The sequence below is a fragment of the Streptomyces triticirhizae genome (genome assembly GCF_003696235.1).
Taxonomy (GTDB): domain Bacteria; phylum Actinomycetota; class Actinomycetes; order Streptomycetales; family Streptomycetaceae; genus Streptomyces; species Streptomyces triticirhizae.
This window is the reverse complement of record NZ_RFFJ01000051.1, coordinates 17,976-32,453: the sequence shown is the minus strand read 5'-3', so window position 1 is coordinate 32,453 and position 14,478 is coordinate 17,976. Positions and strand designations below refer to the sequence as shown.

Below are 14,478 nucleotides of genomic sequence, written 5' to 3'. Positions count from 1 at the left end.
CGGGCGCTCGCCCCAACCCCCACCACCCCCACTCACCGCTGCCCCACCGGCCAGGCAGGACGAAGGGGCCCCGGGCGCCTGGTGGCGTTCGGGGCCCCTTCGGGTGTCGCGTTCGTCGTGGGCGGCGGGCACCGCACCCGCGTGGCGAACTTGGGATCAGCGCGGTGCCGCGTGGCCGTCGGTCGGCGCGGAGAGAGGGGCCGCTGAAGCCGAACCGATGCCGTGTTCCCGCCCAGCCTCGGGCCAATCCAGGTCAGGCCGGCGGCCTGCCCGGTCGGACCGCTGTGGACCGTCGAGGACCGAAGCGTCAGCCCTGAGCCGTCAGCCCTGCACCAACGAGGTCAGTCCGGGGCCGAGAAGGAAAGGGCCGAGAAGGAGAGGAAGAAGGACTCAGCCCTGGAGTTCGTTGACCCGAGCGGCCAGCGAGGACTTCTTGTTGGCCGCGTTGTTGGGGTGCAGCACACCCTTGCTGACGGCCTTGTCCAGCTTGCGGGCGGCGACCCGGCGAGCGGCCTCGGCCTGCTCGTAGTCACCGCTGGCCGCGGCCTCGCGGGCCCGACGGATCGCGGTCTTGACCTCGGACTTGATCGACTGGTTGCGCAGCCGCGCCTTCTCGTTGGTCTTGATCCGCTTGATCTGGGACTTGATGTTCGCCACGAATAGGAGCCTTTGCAGGTTCGAGAAAATTCGGAACGCCTCGGCGAGAGGGCCCGAACGTTTCGGATGTTCGGTCGAGCGTGGACGGGCGGGTCGAGCGCCGGGTGGTGAGACGCGGCGCCGCCCCCGGCGGTCCGTCCCACACCAGAGGCAGTGGGCCAGCCTACCAGCGCCCCCCGAGCCCTTCCCAATCGGCCTCGACCGCCTTTCTCACTGGCCTGGACGACCTTCCTCACCGGCCTCGACCCGCCTCCCGGCCGGCCTCGACAACGGCTCCGGCGCCGGGCCGGCGACCCGCGCATCGGGGGCGGGGCCCGGCGCATGGGACCATGGGAGCGACCAGCGACCCACCGCCATCACCGACAGGACCCCGCGTGCCCGCGATCCCTTCGAACGCGCCGGAGCCCAGCCGTACCGCCCCGGCCATCATCCGCAACTTCTGCATCATCGCGCACATCGACCACGGCAAGTCCACCCTCGCCGACCGGATGCTCCAGTTGACCGGGGTGGTCGAGCAGCGGCAGATGCGTGCCCAGTATCTCGACCGGATGGACATCGAGCGCGAGCGCGGCATCACGATCAAGTCCCAGGCGGTCCGGATGCCCTGGGGTGCCGAGGACGGCACGGCCCATGTGCTGAACATGATCGACACCCCGGGTCACGTGGACTTCACCTACGAGGTCTCCCGTTCGCTGGCCGCCTGCGAGGGCTGCATCCTGCTGGTGGACGCCGCGCAGGGCATCGAGGCGCAGACCCTGGCCAACCTCTACCTGGCGATGGAGAACGACCTCACCATCATCCCGGTGCTCAACAAGATCGACCTGCCGGCCGCCCAACCGGAGAAGTTCGCCGGTGAGTTGGCGCACCTGATCGGCTGCGACCCGTCCGATGTGCTGCGCGTCTCGGCCAAGACCGGCGAGGGCGTCGCGGAGCTGCTCGACGAGGTGATCCGCCAGGTTCCCGCCCCCGTGGGGGAGGGCGAGGCGCCGGCCCGCGCGATGATCTTCGACTCGGTCTACGACGCCTACCGGGGCGTGGTGACCTACGTGAAGATGGTCGACGGCCGCCTGGGCAAGCGCGAGCGCATCCAGATGATGTCCACGGGCGCGACCCACGAGCTGCTGGAGATCGGCGTCAACTCCCCGGAGATGACCCCGGCCGACGGCCTGGCCGTCGGCGAGGTGGGCTATCTGATCACCGGCGTGAAGGATGTCCGCCAGTCCAAGGTCGGCGACACGGTCACCTTTCAACGCCACGGCGCGACCGAGGCGTTGGGCGGCTACAAGGACCCCAAGCCCATGGTCTTCTCCGGGCTCTATCCGATCGACGGCTCCGACTACCCGGCGCTGCGCGACGCCCTGGAGAAGCTCCAGCTCAACGACGCCGCGTTGGTCTACGAGCCGGAGACCTCGGCCGCCCTCGGCTTCGGCTTCCGGGTGGGCTTCCTCGGCCTGCTGCACCTTGAGGTGATCCGTGAGCGGTTGGAGCGCGAGTTCAACCTGGATCTGATCGCCACCGCCCCGAACGTGATCTATGGCGTGACCATGGAGGACGGTTCGGAGTACACCGTGACCAACCCCAGCGAGTTCCCCGGTGGGAAGATCGCGGAGGTCCGCGAGCCGGTGGTGCGGGCGACGCTGATCGCGCCCAGCGAGTTCATCGGCGCGATCATGGAGCTGTGCCAGAACCGCAGGGGCTCGCTCCAGGGCATGGACTACCTCTCCGAGGAGCGCGTCGAGCTGCGCTACACCCTGCCGCTGGCGGAGATCGTCTTCGACTTCTTCGACGCCCTGAAGTCCAAGACCAGGGGCTATGCCTCCCTCGACTACGAGCCGACAGGCGAGCAGGCGGCGGCGCTGGTGAAGGTGGACATCCTGCTGCACGGCGACAAGGTGGACGCGTTCTCCGCCATCGTGCACAAGGACAAGGCGTATGCCTATGGCGTCAAGATGGCAGGAAAGTTGCGGGAGTTGATTCCCAGGCAGCAGTTCGAGGTGCCGATCCAGGCCGCTATCGGATCGCGTGTGATCGCGAGGGAAACGGTCCGCGCCATCCGCAAGGACGTGCTCTCCAAGTGCTACGGCGGTGACATCTCGCGGAAGCGGAAGTTGCTGGAGAAGCAGAAGGAGGGGAAGAAGCGGATGAAGATGGTGGGCCGGGTCGAGGTGCCCCAGGAGGCGTTTATCGCCGCGCTCTCCTCGGACTCCGACGGCGGCGAGGCGAAGGCCAAGAAATAGCGTCCGACGGTCCGCTCTCGCGGACGGGCTCGCGGATGGGCTCCCGGAAGGTTCTGTGGAGGTTCGTGCCCTCACGGGAGGAGCGACTGTTGACCATCCCCCTTACGGAAGCGGGCCGCTCCGCTTAGTCTGTTCGCCCCGGCGGAAAGTTACCCGCAGGTTACCCCCGTCGCAGCGTGGCACCCGGAGGAATTCGTGAGCGTGAGTGAGCAGGCCATGGAGAACCGGCCCCCGTCCGTGGCGCACCTCTTCCTGGAGCGGGTGGAGGCCACGCCCGACCGGGAGGCGTACCGCTACCCGGTGCCCAGCACCTCGGGCCCGGACGACTGGCACACCTACACCTGGGCGGAGGCCGGCTCCCGGGTCTTCGCCATCGCCGCCGGGCTGATGGACCTGGGCGTGCGCCCCGAGGAGCGGGTCGCCATCGCCTCCAGCACCCGGGTCGACTGGGTGTTGTCCGACTTCGGGATCATGTGCGCCGGGGCCGCGACCACCACGGTCTACCCGCAGACCGACGCGGAGGAGACGGCGTTCATCCTGGCCGACTCCGGCAGCCGGGTGCTGGTCGCGGAGAACGCCGAGCAGCTGGCCAAGGTGCGCGAGCGCCGCGCCGAACTGCCCGAGCTGGCGCATGTGGTGGTGATCGAGAGCGCCGACGCGGTGCCCGCCGAGGGCGACCCGGAGGGCTGGGTGCTGTCGCTGGCCGAGCTGGCCGAGCGCGGCGCCCGCTATCTGGAGGGGAAGCCGGACGCGGTCAGGGACACCGTCTCCGCGCTGCGCGGCGACCAGCTGGCGACCCTGATCTACACCTCCGGCACCACCGGCCGCCCCAAGGGCGTGCGGCTGCGCCAGGACACCTGGTCCTACATGGGGTACGGCATCGAGCGGATCGACATGATGCTGCCCGACGACGTCCAGTACCTGTGGCTGCCGCTGGCCCACGTCTTCGGCAAGGTGCTGCTGGCCGGCCAGGTCAAGGTCGGTCACGTTCTGGCCGTCGACGGTCGGGTAGACAAGATCATCGAGAACCTGCCCGCTGTGCAGCCGACCGCGATGTGTGCCGTTCCGCGCATCTTCGAACGCGTCTACAACGGGGTCGCCGCCAGGGCCAAGGCGGGCGGCGCCGCCAGGCACAGGATCTTCACCTGGGCCGCCGGCGTCGCCCAGGAGCACGCCAAGGTCTCCCAGGACACCAGGCGCCGCACCGGCCGGGCCACCGTGCCGACGGCCCTGGCGCTCAAGCACCGGATCGCCGACCGGCTGGTCTTCGCGAAGATCAGGGCCGCCTTCGGCGGGCGGATGAAGGCCTGCGTCTCCGGCTCCGCCGCGCTCACCCCCGAGCTGGGTTACTTCTTCGTCGGCGCCGGCATCCCGGTGCTGGAGGGCTACGGGCTCACCGAGTCCGCCGCCGCCAGCTTCGTCAACCGCAGGGACTCCAACCGCGTCGGCACCGTCGGCAAGGCCCTGCCCGGCCTTGAGGTGCGGATCGCCGACGACGGCGAGGTGCTGCTGCGCGGCCCCGGCATCATGGACGGCTACCACGGCAGGCCCGACCTGACCGCCGAGGTGCTCACCGAGGACGGCTGGTTCCACACCGGGGACATCGGCGAGCTGTCGGACGACGGCTATCTGACCATCACCGACCGCAAGAAGGACCTCTTCAAGACCTCGCTGGGCAAGTACGTGGCGCCCACCGAGATCGAGGGCCGCTTCAAGGTGCTCTGTCCGCTCGCCTCCCAGATGCTGGTGATCGGCGCGGGCCGCAAGTTCTGCTCCGCGCTGATCGCCCTCGACGAGCCGGCCCTGCTGGCCTGGGCCAAGGAGAACGACGTCCCCGGCGACTACGCCCAGGTGATCGCCGACGAGCGCACCGAGAAGGCGGTCGAGGGCTATGTCGAGCAGCTCAACGCGACGCTCCAGCGCTGGCAGACGATCAAGACCTTCCGGCTGCTGCCCCGCGAACTGGACGTCGAACACGGCGAGTTGACCCCGAGCCTGAAGCTCAAGCGGCCCGTCGTCGAGGGCGAGTACCAGCACCTGATCGACGAGATGTACCCCACGCCCTGAGCCCGGTACCCGGGAGGGCCCTTCAGTCCACCAGGTCCCGCACCAGGGCGTCCGCCAGCAGGCGGCCGCGCAGCGTCAGCGCCGCGCGGCCGTCCGCGAAGGCGTCCGCCACCAGCAGCCCGTCGTCCAGCGCCCGCCGCGCTGCGGCCTGCCCGGCCGGCCGCAGCAGCGCCAACGGGCACCCGTCCACCAGCCGCAGCTCCAGCAGGACCCGTTCGACGCGCCGGTCCTCCTCGGTCAGGACCTCGCGGCCGGCCCCCGGGGAACGTCCCTCCGCGAGCGCCTGGGCGTACGCGCCGGGGTGCTTGACGTTCCACCAACGCACCCCGCCGACGTGGCTGTGCGCCCCCGGGCCCGCGCCCCACCAGTCGGCGCCCGTCCAGTACAGCTCGTTGTGGCGGCACCGGCCGGCCGGCGTGGTGGCCCAGTTGGAGACCTCGTACCAGCCGAAGCCGGCCGCGCCCAGCACCCGGTCCGCCTGGAGATAGCGATCGGCGTGCACGTCGTCGTCGGTCGTCGGCACCTCGCCGCGTCGCATCCGCTGCCCGAGCCGGGTGCCCTCCTCGACGATCAGCGAGTACGCCGAGACGTGGTCGGGTCCGGCCGCGATGGCGGCCTCCAGCGACGCCTGCCAGTCGGCCTCGCTCTCGCCCGGCGTGCCATAGATCAGGTCGAGGTTGACGTGTTCGAAGCCCGCCGCCCGCGCCTCGGCCACCGCGCGCTCCGGCCGGCCCGGGGTGTGGGTGCGCTCCAGCAGGCGCAGCACATGCGGGCTGGCACTCTGCATCCCGAACGAGACCCGGGTGAACCCGGCCGCCCGCAGCGCGGCCAGCCCGGCGCCGTCCACCGAGTCGGGGTTGGCCTCCGTGGTCACCTCGGCGTCCTCGGCCAGCCCGAACTCCTGGCGCACCGCGTCCAGCATCGCCGCCAGGTCGGCCGGGGGCAGCAGCGTCGGGGTGCCGCCGCCGACGAAGACGGTGGCGACCCGGCGCTCGTCGTCGCCCAGCACCTTGCGGGCCAGCCGGATCTCCTCGGTCAGCACCGCCGCGTAGTTCTCCCGGGAGGCCAGCGCCCCGCCCGAGCCGCGCAGCTCGCTCGCGGTGTAGGTGTTGAAGTCGCAGTAGCCGCAGCGCGTCGCGCAGTACGGAACGTGGAGATAGAAGGCGAGCGGTCGTGTCGAGGCGTCGGCCAGCGCGGCGGCCGGCAGGGCGCCGTCGCGCGGCATGGGGTCGCCTTCGGGCAGGGCGGAGGGCATACTCGCCATTGTCCGGCATCGAGGAGGCAGGGCCGCGAGGCGGGGAGGAGGCACCGTGTTCGACCTGCGGATCTCCTTCACCACGGAGGCCGCCGAGTCCGCCGAGCGGATGGCGCCGCACCGCAAGGAGCTGCTGGACCGGGGCCTGGCGAAGCTCGCCAGGGACCCGTACCACAAGGCGAGCGCCCCGGTCGGCACCCACGAGGACAACCGCAAGGCGCAGGTCGCCCCCGGCATCCTGATCGAGTACCTGATCGGTCAGGGGCTGATGGTGGTCGTGGTGGTCACCGTCTTCGACGAGGACCTGTTCCTGGTGTGACGGATCGCGACCGATCGCGACCGGCCGGCGCCGGTCAGCGCACCGACGGGCGCTCGTGCGTGGCCCAGAACTCGTCGGCCGTGATGCCCAGTACCACGACGTCGTGGTACTCGCCCGCGAAGAACTCGTGCTCGCGCAGCCGCCCCTCCTCGACGAAGCCGAGCGAGCGGTAGAGCGCCAGGGAGGCGTCGTTGAACGCGTACACCTCGACCGCGCACTTGTGGTGGCGCTGCTCGGCGAACATGTAGGTGAGCACGAGTTCGGTGGCCTCCGCCGCATAGCCCCGGCGGCGGTGCGCGCGGACGATCTCGACGCCCGTCAGGAACCGTCCCGCGCGGCTGTCCGTCTGGCCGACCGTCACCGACCCGGCGAACGCGCCGTCCGCCAGCACCTCGATCACCAGCCGGAACGCGTCTCCGCCCGGCGGGCGCTCGGCGCGCTCGGCGGTCCAGGCCCGCCAGCCCGCGTCCGAGCGCGGCGGCTCGACGACATCGGCTCTCCGGACGTCGAGGGTGTGCCGGGCCAGCTCCCGGAAGCCCGTCCAGTCCTCCGGCTCGACGGCGCGCAGCCGCACCCGCGCGCCGGTCCACAGGTCGTTCTCCGCGCCCACTCCGCTCATCGCCCCTCCCGTTGTCCCTCCGGACGCGCCCGTCACGGCGTCGGCCGTCCGACCGGGCCCGCCGGCGAGCCCACCGTCACATGGTCGATCAGATGCTCCACCGGACCCAGCAGCCCCGGGTCCAGGTCGCGGTAGTCCCGCACGCTCCGCAGCACCCGCTGCCAGGCGGCACCCGTGTTCTCCGGCCAGCCCAGCGCCCGGCACACCCCCGTTTTCCAGTCCTGGCCGCGCGGCACATCGGGCCAGGCGGGGATGCCGACCGCCGCCGGCTTCACCGCCGCCCAGATGTCGACAAAGGGATGCCCGACGACCAGCACCACCTCCTCGCCGTGCGCCGCCCGCACCGCCTCCGCGATCCGCCACTCCTTGGAGCCCGGCACCAGATGGTCGACCAGCACCCCGAGACGGGCCTCCGGCGTCGGCCCGAACTCCTCGACCACGGACGGCAGATCGTCCACGCCCGCCAGGAACTCCACCACCACGCCCTCGACCCGCAGGTCATCGCCCCAGACCCGTTCCACCAGCTCGGCGTCGTGCCGGCCCTCGACAAAGATCCGCCCGGCGCGCGCCACCCTGGCCCGCGCCCGGGGCGCGGCGACCGAGCCCGAGGCGGTGCGCGCGGGCGCGCTCCGCCCCGCGCCCGCCGGCTTCGGGCGCACCAGTGTGACCTCGCGCCCCTCCAGCAGAAACCCGCGCGCCACCATCGGGAAGACCCGGTGCGCGCCGAAGCGGTCCTCCAGGGTGACCGTCGGCCCCTCGGCCGTCTTCTCCCAACGGATCACCGCCCCGCAGAAGCCGGTGGTGACCTCCTCGACCACCAGACCAGGATCGGCCGGCACCTCGGGCGCGGCCCGGGGGCGCTTCCACGGCGGGGTCAGGTCCGGATCATACGAACGCGCGCGCATGGGTCCATTCGATCACGGCCGGCCCGGCGCCCACCCGGCCCCGTCACCACCGGATCGCGGCCGGATCGCGGCCGGATCGCGGCCGGGTGCCGGACCGGCGGGCCGCCCGGCGAAGCCCCCGAGCCGCCCAGCAGAACAGGCGCGCCCGGTCGACCCGTCGCATGATCGTGCCATGGACGTCCCAGGCGTGGCCGACACCGGGCAGCTCGCGTGACGGCGGGCGGACCCTTCCCGTTCCCCGACGAGTCCGAGAGCGAGGCGCGGCTCGACGCGGCCGTGCTGCGCGCGCTCTTCGAGAAGTCCCCGACGGGCCTGCACGTGCTGGACACCGAGCTGCGCGTGGTCCGCTTCAGCACGGCGGCGCCGGGGATGCGGCACTTCGACCTCGGCGCGGCGAGGGGACGCACCTGGACGGAGCTGGGCCTCCCCGGCGCCGAGCCGGTGGAGCGGATGTTGCGGAGGGTCCTCGCGACCGGGGAGTCCGTCCGGAACCATCCGTTCGTCCACCGCACCGAGGAGGACGAACGGCCGCGCCGCCTCTATCTGGCGGCGTACCGGCTGGACGAGACGGACGGCCGGGTCCTGGGCGTCGCGGTCACCGTGGCCGACCACACCGACCGGGACCGGTACCGGGACGGGCTGCGGCTGGTCAACGAGGCGGGCCGGCGCGTCGGGACCACGCTGGACGTCTTCCGCACCGCGCAGGAGTGCGCCGAGCTGGCGGTGGCCGACTTCGCGCAGGTCGCCACGGTCGACGTCCTGGACCTGGCGGTGCGGGGCGACGCCCCCGCCCCCGGACCGCTGCCGCACACCGTCACCCTGCGCCGCGCCGGCTTCGCCCACGCCCTGAGGCCCGGCGCCCAGGGCGTGGTGCCCATCGGGCAGGTGCGGCTCCTGGACTTCGGCACCCCGCACGCCCAGACCCTCCTTGACCCGCGCCCCCGCCTGGTGCGGCGGGTGCGGCCCGACGACGAGTGGCTGCGCCGCGACCCGGTGTTGGCGCGGCTGCTGAGGGCCGGCGTCTACTCCCTGATCGTGCTCCCCCTGACCGCCAGGGGCATGGTCCTGGGCCTGGCGACCCTCTACCGGCTCCCCGGGACGCCCCCGTTCGACGAGGAGGACCTGACCGTCGCGGGGGAACTCGCCGACCGCACCGCGCTGTGCCTGGACAACGCCCGCCTCTACACCCGCGAGCACTCCCTGGCCAGCCTGATCAGGCGCCGCATGATCCCCTCAGGGCTGCCCCGACACAGCGCGGTGGACACCGCCCACTCCTATCTGCCCGCCCGCTCGGCCGGCACCTGGTACGACCTTCTGTCCCTGTCGGGGGCGCGCGTCGGGCTCGGCATCGGCGAGGTGCTGGGGGAGGGGCTCTCCGCCGTGGCGCTCATGGGGCGGCTGCGGGCCGCCGTCAGCGCGCTGGCCGCCCTCGACCTCGACCCCGCCGAGCTGCTCCACCGCCTGCACGAGCTGACGACGCGGCTCTTCGCCGAGCGCCCCGACCCGCCCGACAGCGCCAACGAACCCCTGCGGGCCCGCTGCCTGGTGGTGGTCTACGACCCGGTCACCACCCGCTGTGTGCTGGCCTCCGCCGACCACCCGTTGCCGCTGCTGCTGTCGCCGGGTGAGCGGCCCCGGCAGGTCGGCCCCACGCCGGGGCCGCCGTTGGGGCAGGACGAGCCGGACTACTCCGTGACCGAACTCGAACTGCCCAGGGGCAGCGTCCTCGCCCTGCACAACGCGCCCTGGTCCGACGACTCCAGCGAGGCGCTCCGGGCCGCGCTCGCCCGCGATCACGACGGCCCGCTCCAGGAGGCGTGCGACCGGGCGGCCCGCACGCTCTTCCCGGAACCGCCCCCCAAGGACATGCTGCTGCTCCTGGCCCGCACCCGGCGGCTGGCCGACGACCGGACCGTGCTGTGGCGGCTGGAGAACGACCCCGAGAGCCCGGGCCACGCCCGCCGCCTGGCCATCCGGCGGCTGCACGAGTGGGACCTCGCTGACCTCGCCTTCGCCACCGAGATGATCGTCAGCGAACTCGTCACCAACGCCGTCCGCTACACCGAGGGCCCCGTCAGCCTGCGGCTGATCAGGGAGTCCGCCCTGATCTGCGAGGTCAGCGACGGCAGCAGCACCGCCGCGCACGTGCGGCACGCGGCGCCCGACCACGAGGGGGGACGCGGGCTGTTCCTCGTCGCCCAGGTGGCCTCCGCCTGGGGAACGCGATTCCACGCCGAGGGCAAGACCATCTGGGCCGAACAGCCGCTGCCCGAGCACGTCGAGAAGCCCTGAGCGGCCGCGCCCCTCCCGGTCACGCCTTCACCCCGAACCGCCGTGCCAGCGCCGCCCGTTGGGCCCGAACGAACGCCGCGTCCACCACCGCGCCATGCCCGGGAACGTAGGCCGCCCGCTCCCCGCCCAGGGCCAGCAGCCGGTCCAGGGCCGCCGGCCAGCGCGCCGGTTCGGCGTCGGAGCCGGCCTGCGGTTCGCCCGACTCCTCGACCAGGTCCCCGCAGAACACCACCGAGGGCTCGGCCCCGCTCTCGCGCACCGCGACCACCAGGTCATGGCCGGAGTGGGCCGCGCCCAGGTTCACCAGCTCGGCCGCGCGCCCGCCGCCCAGCGGCACCGTGAGCCGGTCGGCCACCAGCCGGCCCGGCTCCGGTAGCGCGGCGGCCGAGCGCTCCGCCTCCGCGCGGTCCACCCCCCGCGCCACCGCGTCGCCGAGGACGTCCGCGTCCCCGCCCGTCCACGGCGGACGCCCGCCGGCCGCCGCCAGCGGCTCGGCCCCGGCGAACGCGCCGGCGCCCAGCAGATGGTCGAAGTGCGGATGGGTCACCGCCAGCCAACGCACCGGAGGGCAGCCACGTTCCGCCAGCTCAGCGCGGAGCGCGGCGCCCGCCGTCAGCGAGGGGCCGGCGTCCACGAGCAGCGTGCCCTCGGGCCCGGACACCGCGCCCACCGTCTCGTCCCAGCCCGGCAGCCGCCGGCGCACGACCCCCGGCGCGATCTCCTCCCACCCGCGCCCGGGCGCACCCGCCTGGTTCCCCGCGCCCTCGCCGCTCGTCGTCGTCATGGCCACGACCGTACCCGGGCGCCCGGCCGACCGCCGGGCCCAACGGCCCCCGCCGGGCGCCGCGTTCACGCTCCGTCGTGCGGCGGTTTCCGGCCGTTCTCCACCGACTTCCGGCCGACTTCGGCCGCCGCCCCGCCGCCCGCAACACGGCCCGTTCACTCTCCGTCTTTCTCCACCGTCGCTCGTTCCCCGCGCGGGCTACCCCGCCGTACACTGGAGCAGGCGTTGGCACTCTGCTCGCCGGAGTGCCAGGAGTCGACCAGGGGCGGCCAGGAGCCGACAGGGACGAACGAGTTGGACGGGAGGTGTGCGGCGTGCTCAGTGAGCGCAGGCTGGAGGTGCTGCGGGCCATCGTCCAGGACTATGTGGGCACCGAGGAGCCCGTCGGTTCGAAGGCGTTGACCGAGCGACACAACCTCCAGGTGTCCCCGGCCACCGTGCGCAACGACATGGCCGCGCTGGAGGAGGAGGGCTATATCGCCCAGCCCCACACCAGCGCCGGCCGGGTGCCCACGGACAAGGGGTACCGCCTCTTCGTCGACCGGCTCGCCGGCGTCAAGCCGCTGTCCTCGCCCGAGCGCCGCGCGATCCAGAACTTCCTCGACGGCGCGGTCGACCTCGACGACGTGATCGCCCGCACGGTGCGGCTGTTGGCCCAGCTCACCCGCCAGGTCGCCGTCGTTCAGTACCCCTCGCTCAGCCGCTCGACGGTCCGCCATGTCGAGCTGCTCGCGCTCGCCCCCGCGCGCGTGATGCTGGTGCTGATCACCGACACCGGCCGGGTCGAGCAGCGGATGATCGACTGCCCCGCTCCGCTCGGCGAGACCTCCCTGGCCGACCTGCGCGCCCGGCTCAACAGCCGCATCGTGGGCCAACGTTTCTCCGAGGTGCCCCGGCTGGTGGCCGACCTCCCCGAGGCGTTCGGCCTGGAGGAGCGGGGCGCGGTCGCGACCGTGCTGTCCTCCCTGCTGGAGACCCTGGTCGAGGAGACCGAGGAGCGGCTGATGATCGGCGGCACCGCCAATCTGACGCGCTTCGCCCAGGACTTCCCGCTCACCATCCGCCCGGTGCTTGAGGCGCTGGAGGAGCAGGTGGTGCTGCTGCGGCTGCTGGGAGAGGCCAAGGACTCGGAGATGACGGTGCGCATCGGGCATGAGAACCCTCACGAGGGCCTGACCTCCACATCGGTTGTGTCGGTCGGCTACGGTTCAGGGGACGAAGCGGTCGCGAAGCTCGGAGTCGTCGGACCGACCCGGATGGACTACCCCGGAACGATGGGAGCGGTGCGCGCGGTGGCACGGTACGTCGGACAAATCCTCGCGGAGAACTAGGTGGCGACGGACTACTACGCGGTCTTGGGTGTGCAGCGTGACGCCTCGCAAGACGAGATCAAGAAGGCCTTCCGCCGGCTGGCCCGGGAGCTGCACCCGGATGTGAACCCGGACCCCAAGACGCAGGAGCGGTTCAAGGAGATCAACACCGCCTACGAGGTGCTCTCCGACCCGCAGAAGAAGCAGATGTACGACCTGGGCGGCGATCCGCTCGGGGGTGCCTCCGGCGCGGGCGCCGGATTCGGCGCCGGCTTCGGGAACTTCTCCGACATCATGGACGCCTTCTTCGGCACCGCGTCCCAGCGCGGCCCCAAGTCGCGCACCCGGCGCGGCCAGGACGCCATGATCCGGCTGACCATCGACCTCAACGAGGCGGCCTTCGGCACCACCCGCGAGATCCAGGTGGACACCGCCACGGTCTGCAACTCCTGCAACGGCGAGGGCGCCGCGCCCGGCACCTCGGCCCAGACCTGCGACATGTGTCGCGGCCGGGGCGAGGTCTCCCAGGTGACGCGCTCGTTCCTGGGCCAGGTCATGACCTCGCGCCCCTGCCCGCAGTGCCAGGGCTTCGGCACCGTGGTGCCCAACCCGTGCCCGGAGTGCGCAGGAGACGGCCGGGTCCGCACCCGCCGCCCGTTGAACGTCAAGATCCCGGCCGGCGTGGACAACGGCACCCGCATCCAGCTCGCCGGCGAGGGCGAGGTCGGCCCCGGCGGCGGCCCGCCCGGCGACCTCTACGTCGAGATCCAGGAGAAGCCGCACGCCGTCTTCCAGCGGCGCGGCGACGACCTGCACTGCACGGTCACCATCCCGATGACGGCGGCGGCGCTGGGCACACAGGTCCCGTTGGACACCCTGGACGGCCGCGAGGAGGTGGACATCCGCCCGGGCACCCAGTCCGGCCAGTCCATTCCGCTGCACGGCCGGGGCATCACGCACCTGCGCGGCAACGGCCGGGGCGACCTGGTGGTGCATGTCGAGGTGCAGACGCCCAGCAAGCTGGACCCGGAGCAGGAGGAGCTGCTGCGGCGGCTGGCCAAGCTGCGCGGTGAGGAGCGGCCGACGGGCCAGTTCCAGCCGGGGCAGCAGGGGTTGTTCTCCCGCCTGAAGGACGCGTTCAACGGTCGATGAGCAGCGCTCCGGTCTTTCTCGTCGGGTCGCTGGCGGGCGCCGAGCCCGGCGCCTCGCTGACCCTGGACGGCGCCGAGGGGCGGCACGCGGTCGCGGTGCGCCGGCTGCGGGTCGGCGAGGAGGTCGTGCTGAGCGACGGCGCCGGCGCGGGCTGGCTGGGACGGGTCGCCGAGGTCGGCGGCCGGGACCGGCTTGAGGTGACGGCCCTGGAGCGCCGCGCGGAGCCCGAGCCCTCGCCGCACATCACGGTGGTGCAGGCGCTGCCCAAGGGCGACCGGGGCGAGCTGGCCGTGAGCACCATGACGGAGACCGGGGTGGACGCCGTCGTTCCCTGGGCCGCCGACCGCTGCGTCACCCAGTGGCGGGGCGAGCGCGGCGCGAAGTCGCTGGCGCGGTGGCGGGCCGCCGCCCGCGAGGCGGCGAAGCAGGCCCGCCGGCTGCGGGTGCCCGAGGTCACCGAGGTGCGGGACGCGGCGGGCGTGGCACGGCTGTTGGCCGACGCGGCGTTCGCCGGCGTGCTCCACGAGAGCGCCACGCTGCCGCTGGCCACCGCGCGACTCCCCGCCGAGGGCCGGCTGGTGCTGGTGGTGGGCCCCGAAGGGGGCATCACCGAGGCCGAGTTGACGGCCTTCGCCGCCGCCGGCGCCACCCCCTACCGGCTGGGCCCCACGGTGCTGCGCACCTCCACGGCCGGCCCCGCCGCCACGGCCCTGCTGCTGACCCGCACCGGCCGCTGGGGCTGACCGGCGGCGGGGGCAGCCGGAAAAGTCGGTTGCGGGCCGCACCGCCGCGTGAGAGAAAACTCCGCGAACCGGAGGGCGACAGGAGAGGAACGAACGATGAGGCGCACGTCTGTGTCCCGACCGGAAGGATTCACCTCG

At 72.8% G+C, this 14,478-nt stretch carries 12 protein-coding genes; 7 read left to right on the top strand and 5 right to left on the bottom strand.

The window, feature by feature from the left end:
• Window positions 1-390 precede the first annotated feature (390 nt).
• On the bottom strand, window positions 391-657 hold the full coding sequence (gene rpsT / locus EBN88_RS11970) for a 30S ribosomal protein S20 (RefSeq protein ID WP_122183824.1): 267 nt from the start codon (window positions 655-657) through the stop codon (window positions 391-393).
• Window positions 658-1,031: 374 nt separating this feature from the next.
• Between rpsT and lepA the strand changes: the two genes are divergently transcribed.
• Window positions 1,032-2,894, top strand: a complete 1,863-nt coding sequence (lepA, locus tag EBN88_RS11965; protein ID WP_122183823.1) for a translation elongation factor 4 — start codon at window positions 1,032-1,034, stop codon at window positions 2,892-2,894.
• Between the two features lie 216 nt (window positions 2,895-3,110).
• A complete protein-coding gene (locus tag EBN88_RS11960) occupies window positions 3,111-4,961 on the top strand; it encodes an AMP-dependent synthetase/ligase (RefSeq protein WP_122183822.1) in 1,851 nt (616 codons plus the stop codon).
• Window positions 4,962-4,983: 22 nt separating this feature from the next.
• Here EBN88_RS11960 and hemW read toward each other — a convergent pair whose 3' ends face one another.
• Window positions 4,984-6,216, bottom strand: coding sequence for a radical SAM family heme chaperone HemW (gene hemW / locus EBN88_RS11955; RefSeq protein ID WP_122183821.1), 1,233 nt, complete (start codon window positions 6,214-6,216; stop codon window positions 4,984-4,986).
• 55 nt (window positions 6,217-6,271) lie between these two features.
• Here hemW and EBN88_RS11950 point away from each other — a divergent pair, with 55 nt between their 5' ends.
• Window positions 6,272-6,535 (top strand): hypothetical protein, encoded by a 264-nt coding sequence (locus EBN88_RS11950; protein ID WP_122183820.1) that lies wholly within the window; start codon window positions 6,272-6,274, stop codon window positions 6,533-6,535.
• A 34-nt stretch (window positions 6,536-6,569) separates the two neighbouring features.
• On the opposite strand, the gene EBN88_RS11945 is transcribed toward EBN88_RS11950, so the two are convergent.
• The gene (locus EBN88_RS11945) at window positions 6,570-7,154 is read right to left on the bottom strand and encodes a GNAT family N-acetyltransferase (RefSeq protein ID WP_122183819.1); all 585 of its coding nucleotides are present in this window, start codon (window positions 7,152-7,154) and stop codon (window positions 6,570-6,572) included.
• A 32-nt stretch (window positions 7,155-7,186) separates the two neighbouring features.
• Complete coding sequence (locus tag EBN88_RS11940) at window positions 7,187-8,059, bottom strand: DUF3097 domain-containing protein (RefSeq protein ID WP_122183818.1); 873 nt, start codon at window positions 8,057-8,059, stop codon at window positions 7,187-7,189.
• A 210-nt stretch (window positions 8,060-8,269) separates the two neighbouring features.
• On the opposite strand from EBN88_RS11940, the gene EBN88_RS11935 reads away from it, so the two are divergent.
• Window positions 8,270-10,351, top strand: coding sequence for a SpoIIE family protein phosphatase (locus EBN88_RS11935; protein ID WP_122183817.1), 2,082 nt, complete (start codon window positions 8,270-8,272; stop codon window positions 10,349-10,351).
• A 19-nt stretch (window positions 10,352-10,370) separates the two neighbouring features.
• Here EBN88_RS11935 and EBN88_RS11930 read toward each other — a convergent pair whose 3' ends face one another.
• Entirely contained in the window at window positions 10,371-11,135 is a 765-nt protein-coding gene (locus tag EBN88_RS11930; RefSeq protein WP_122183816.1) for an MBL fold metallo-hydrolase, read from the bottom strand.
• A gap of 314 nt (window positions 11,136-11,449) precedes the next feature.
• On the opposite strand from EBN88_RS11930, the gene hrcA reads away from it, so the two are divergent.
• From hrcA to EBN88_RS11915, 3 genes are read left to right on the top strand one after another with little or no spacing between them, the layout of a single operon-like run.
• A complete protein-coding gene (gene hrcA / locus EBN88_RS11925) occupies window positions 11,450-12,466 on the top strand; it encodes a heat-inducible transcriptional repressor HrcA (RefSeq protein WP_122183827.1) in 1,017 nt (338 codons plus the stop codon).
• The gene (dnaJ, locus tag EBN88_RS11920) at window positions 12,467-13,597 is read left to right on the top strand and encodes a molecular chaperone DnaJ (protein WP_122183815.1); all 1,131 of its coding nucleotides are present in this window, start codon (window positions 12,467-12,469) and stop codon (window positions 13,595-13,597) included.
• On the top strand, window positions 13,594-14,340 hold the full coding sequence (locus EBN88_RS11915) for a 16S rRNA (uracil(1498)-N(3))-methyltransferase (protein WP_122183814.1): 747 nt from the start codon (window positions 13,594-13,596) through the stop codon (window positions 14,338-14,340). Before dnaJ ends, EBN88_RS11915 begins: the two co-directional genes overlap by 4 nt.
• Window positions 14,341-14,478: the final 138 nt, after the last annotated feature.

Coding starts and splice junctions, on each gene's coding strand:
- EBN88_RS11960 (WP_122183822.1), top strand. CDS start 3,111: ATGGAGAACCGGCCCCCGTCCGTGGCGCACCTCTTCCTGGAGCGGGTG.
- hemW (WP_122183821.1), bottom strand. CDS start 6,216: ATGCCCTCCGCCCTGCCCGAAGGCGACCCCATGCCGCGCGACGGCGCC.
- EBN88_RS11945 (WP_122183819.1), bottom strand. CDS start 7,154: ATGAGCGGAGTGGGCGCGGAGAACGACCTGTGGACCGGCGCGCGGGTG.
- EBN88_RS11940 (WP_122183818.1), bottom strand. CDS start 8,059: ATGCGCGCGCGTTCGTATGATCCGGACCTGACCCCGCCGTGGAAGCGC.
- EBN88_RS11930 (WP_122183816.1), bottom strand. CDS start 11,135: ATGACGACGACGAGCGGCGAGGGCGCGGGGAACCAGGCGGGTGCGCCC.
- EBN88_RS11915 (WP_122183814.1), top strand. CDS start 13,594: ATGAGCAGCGCTCCGGTCTTTCTCGTCGGGTCGCTGGCGGGCGCCGAG.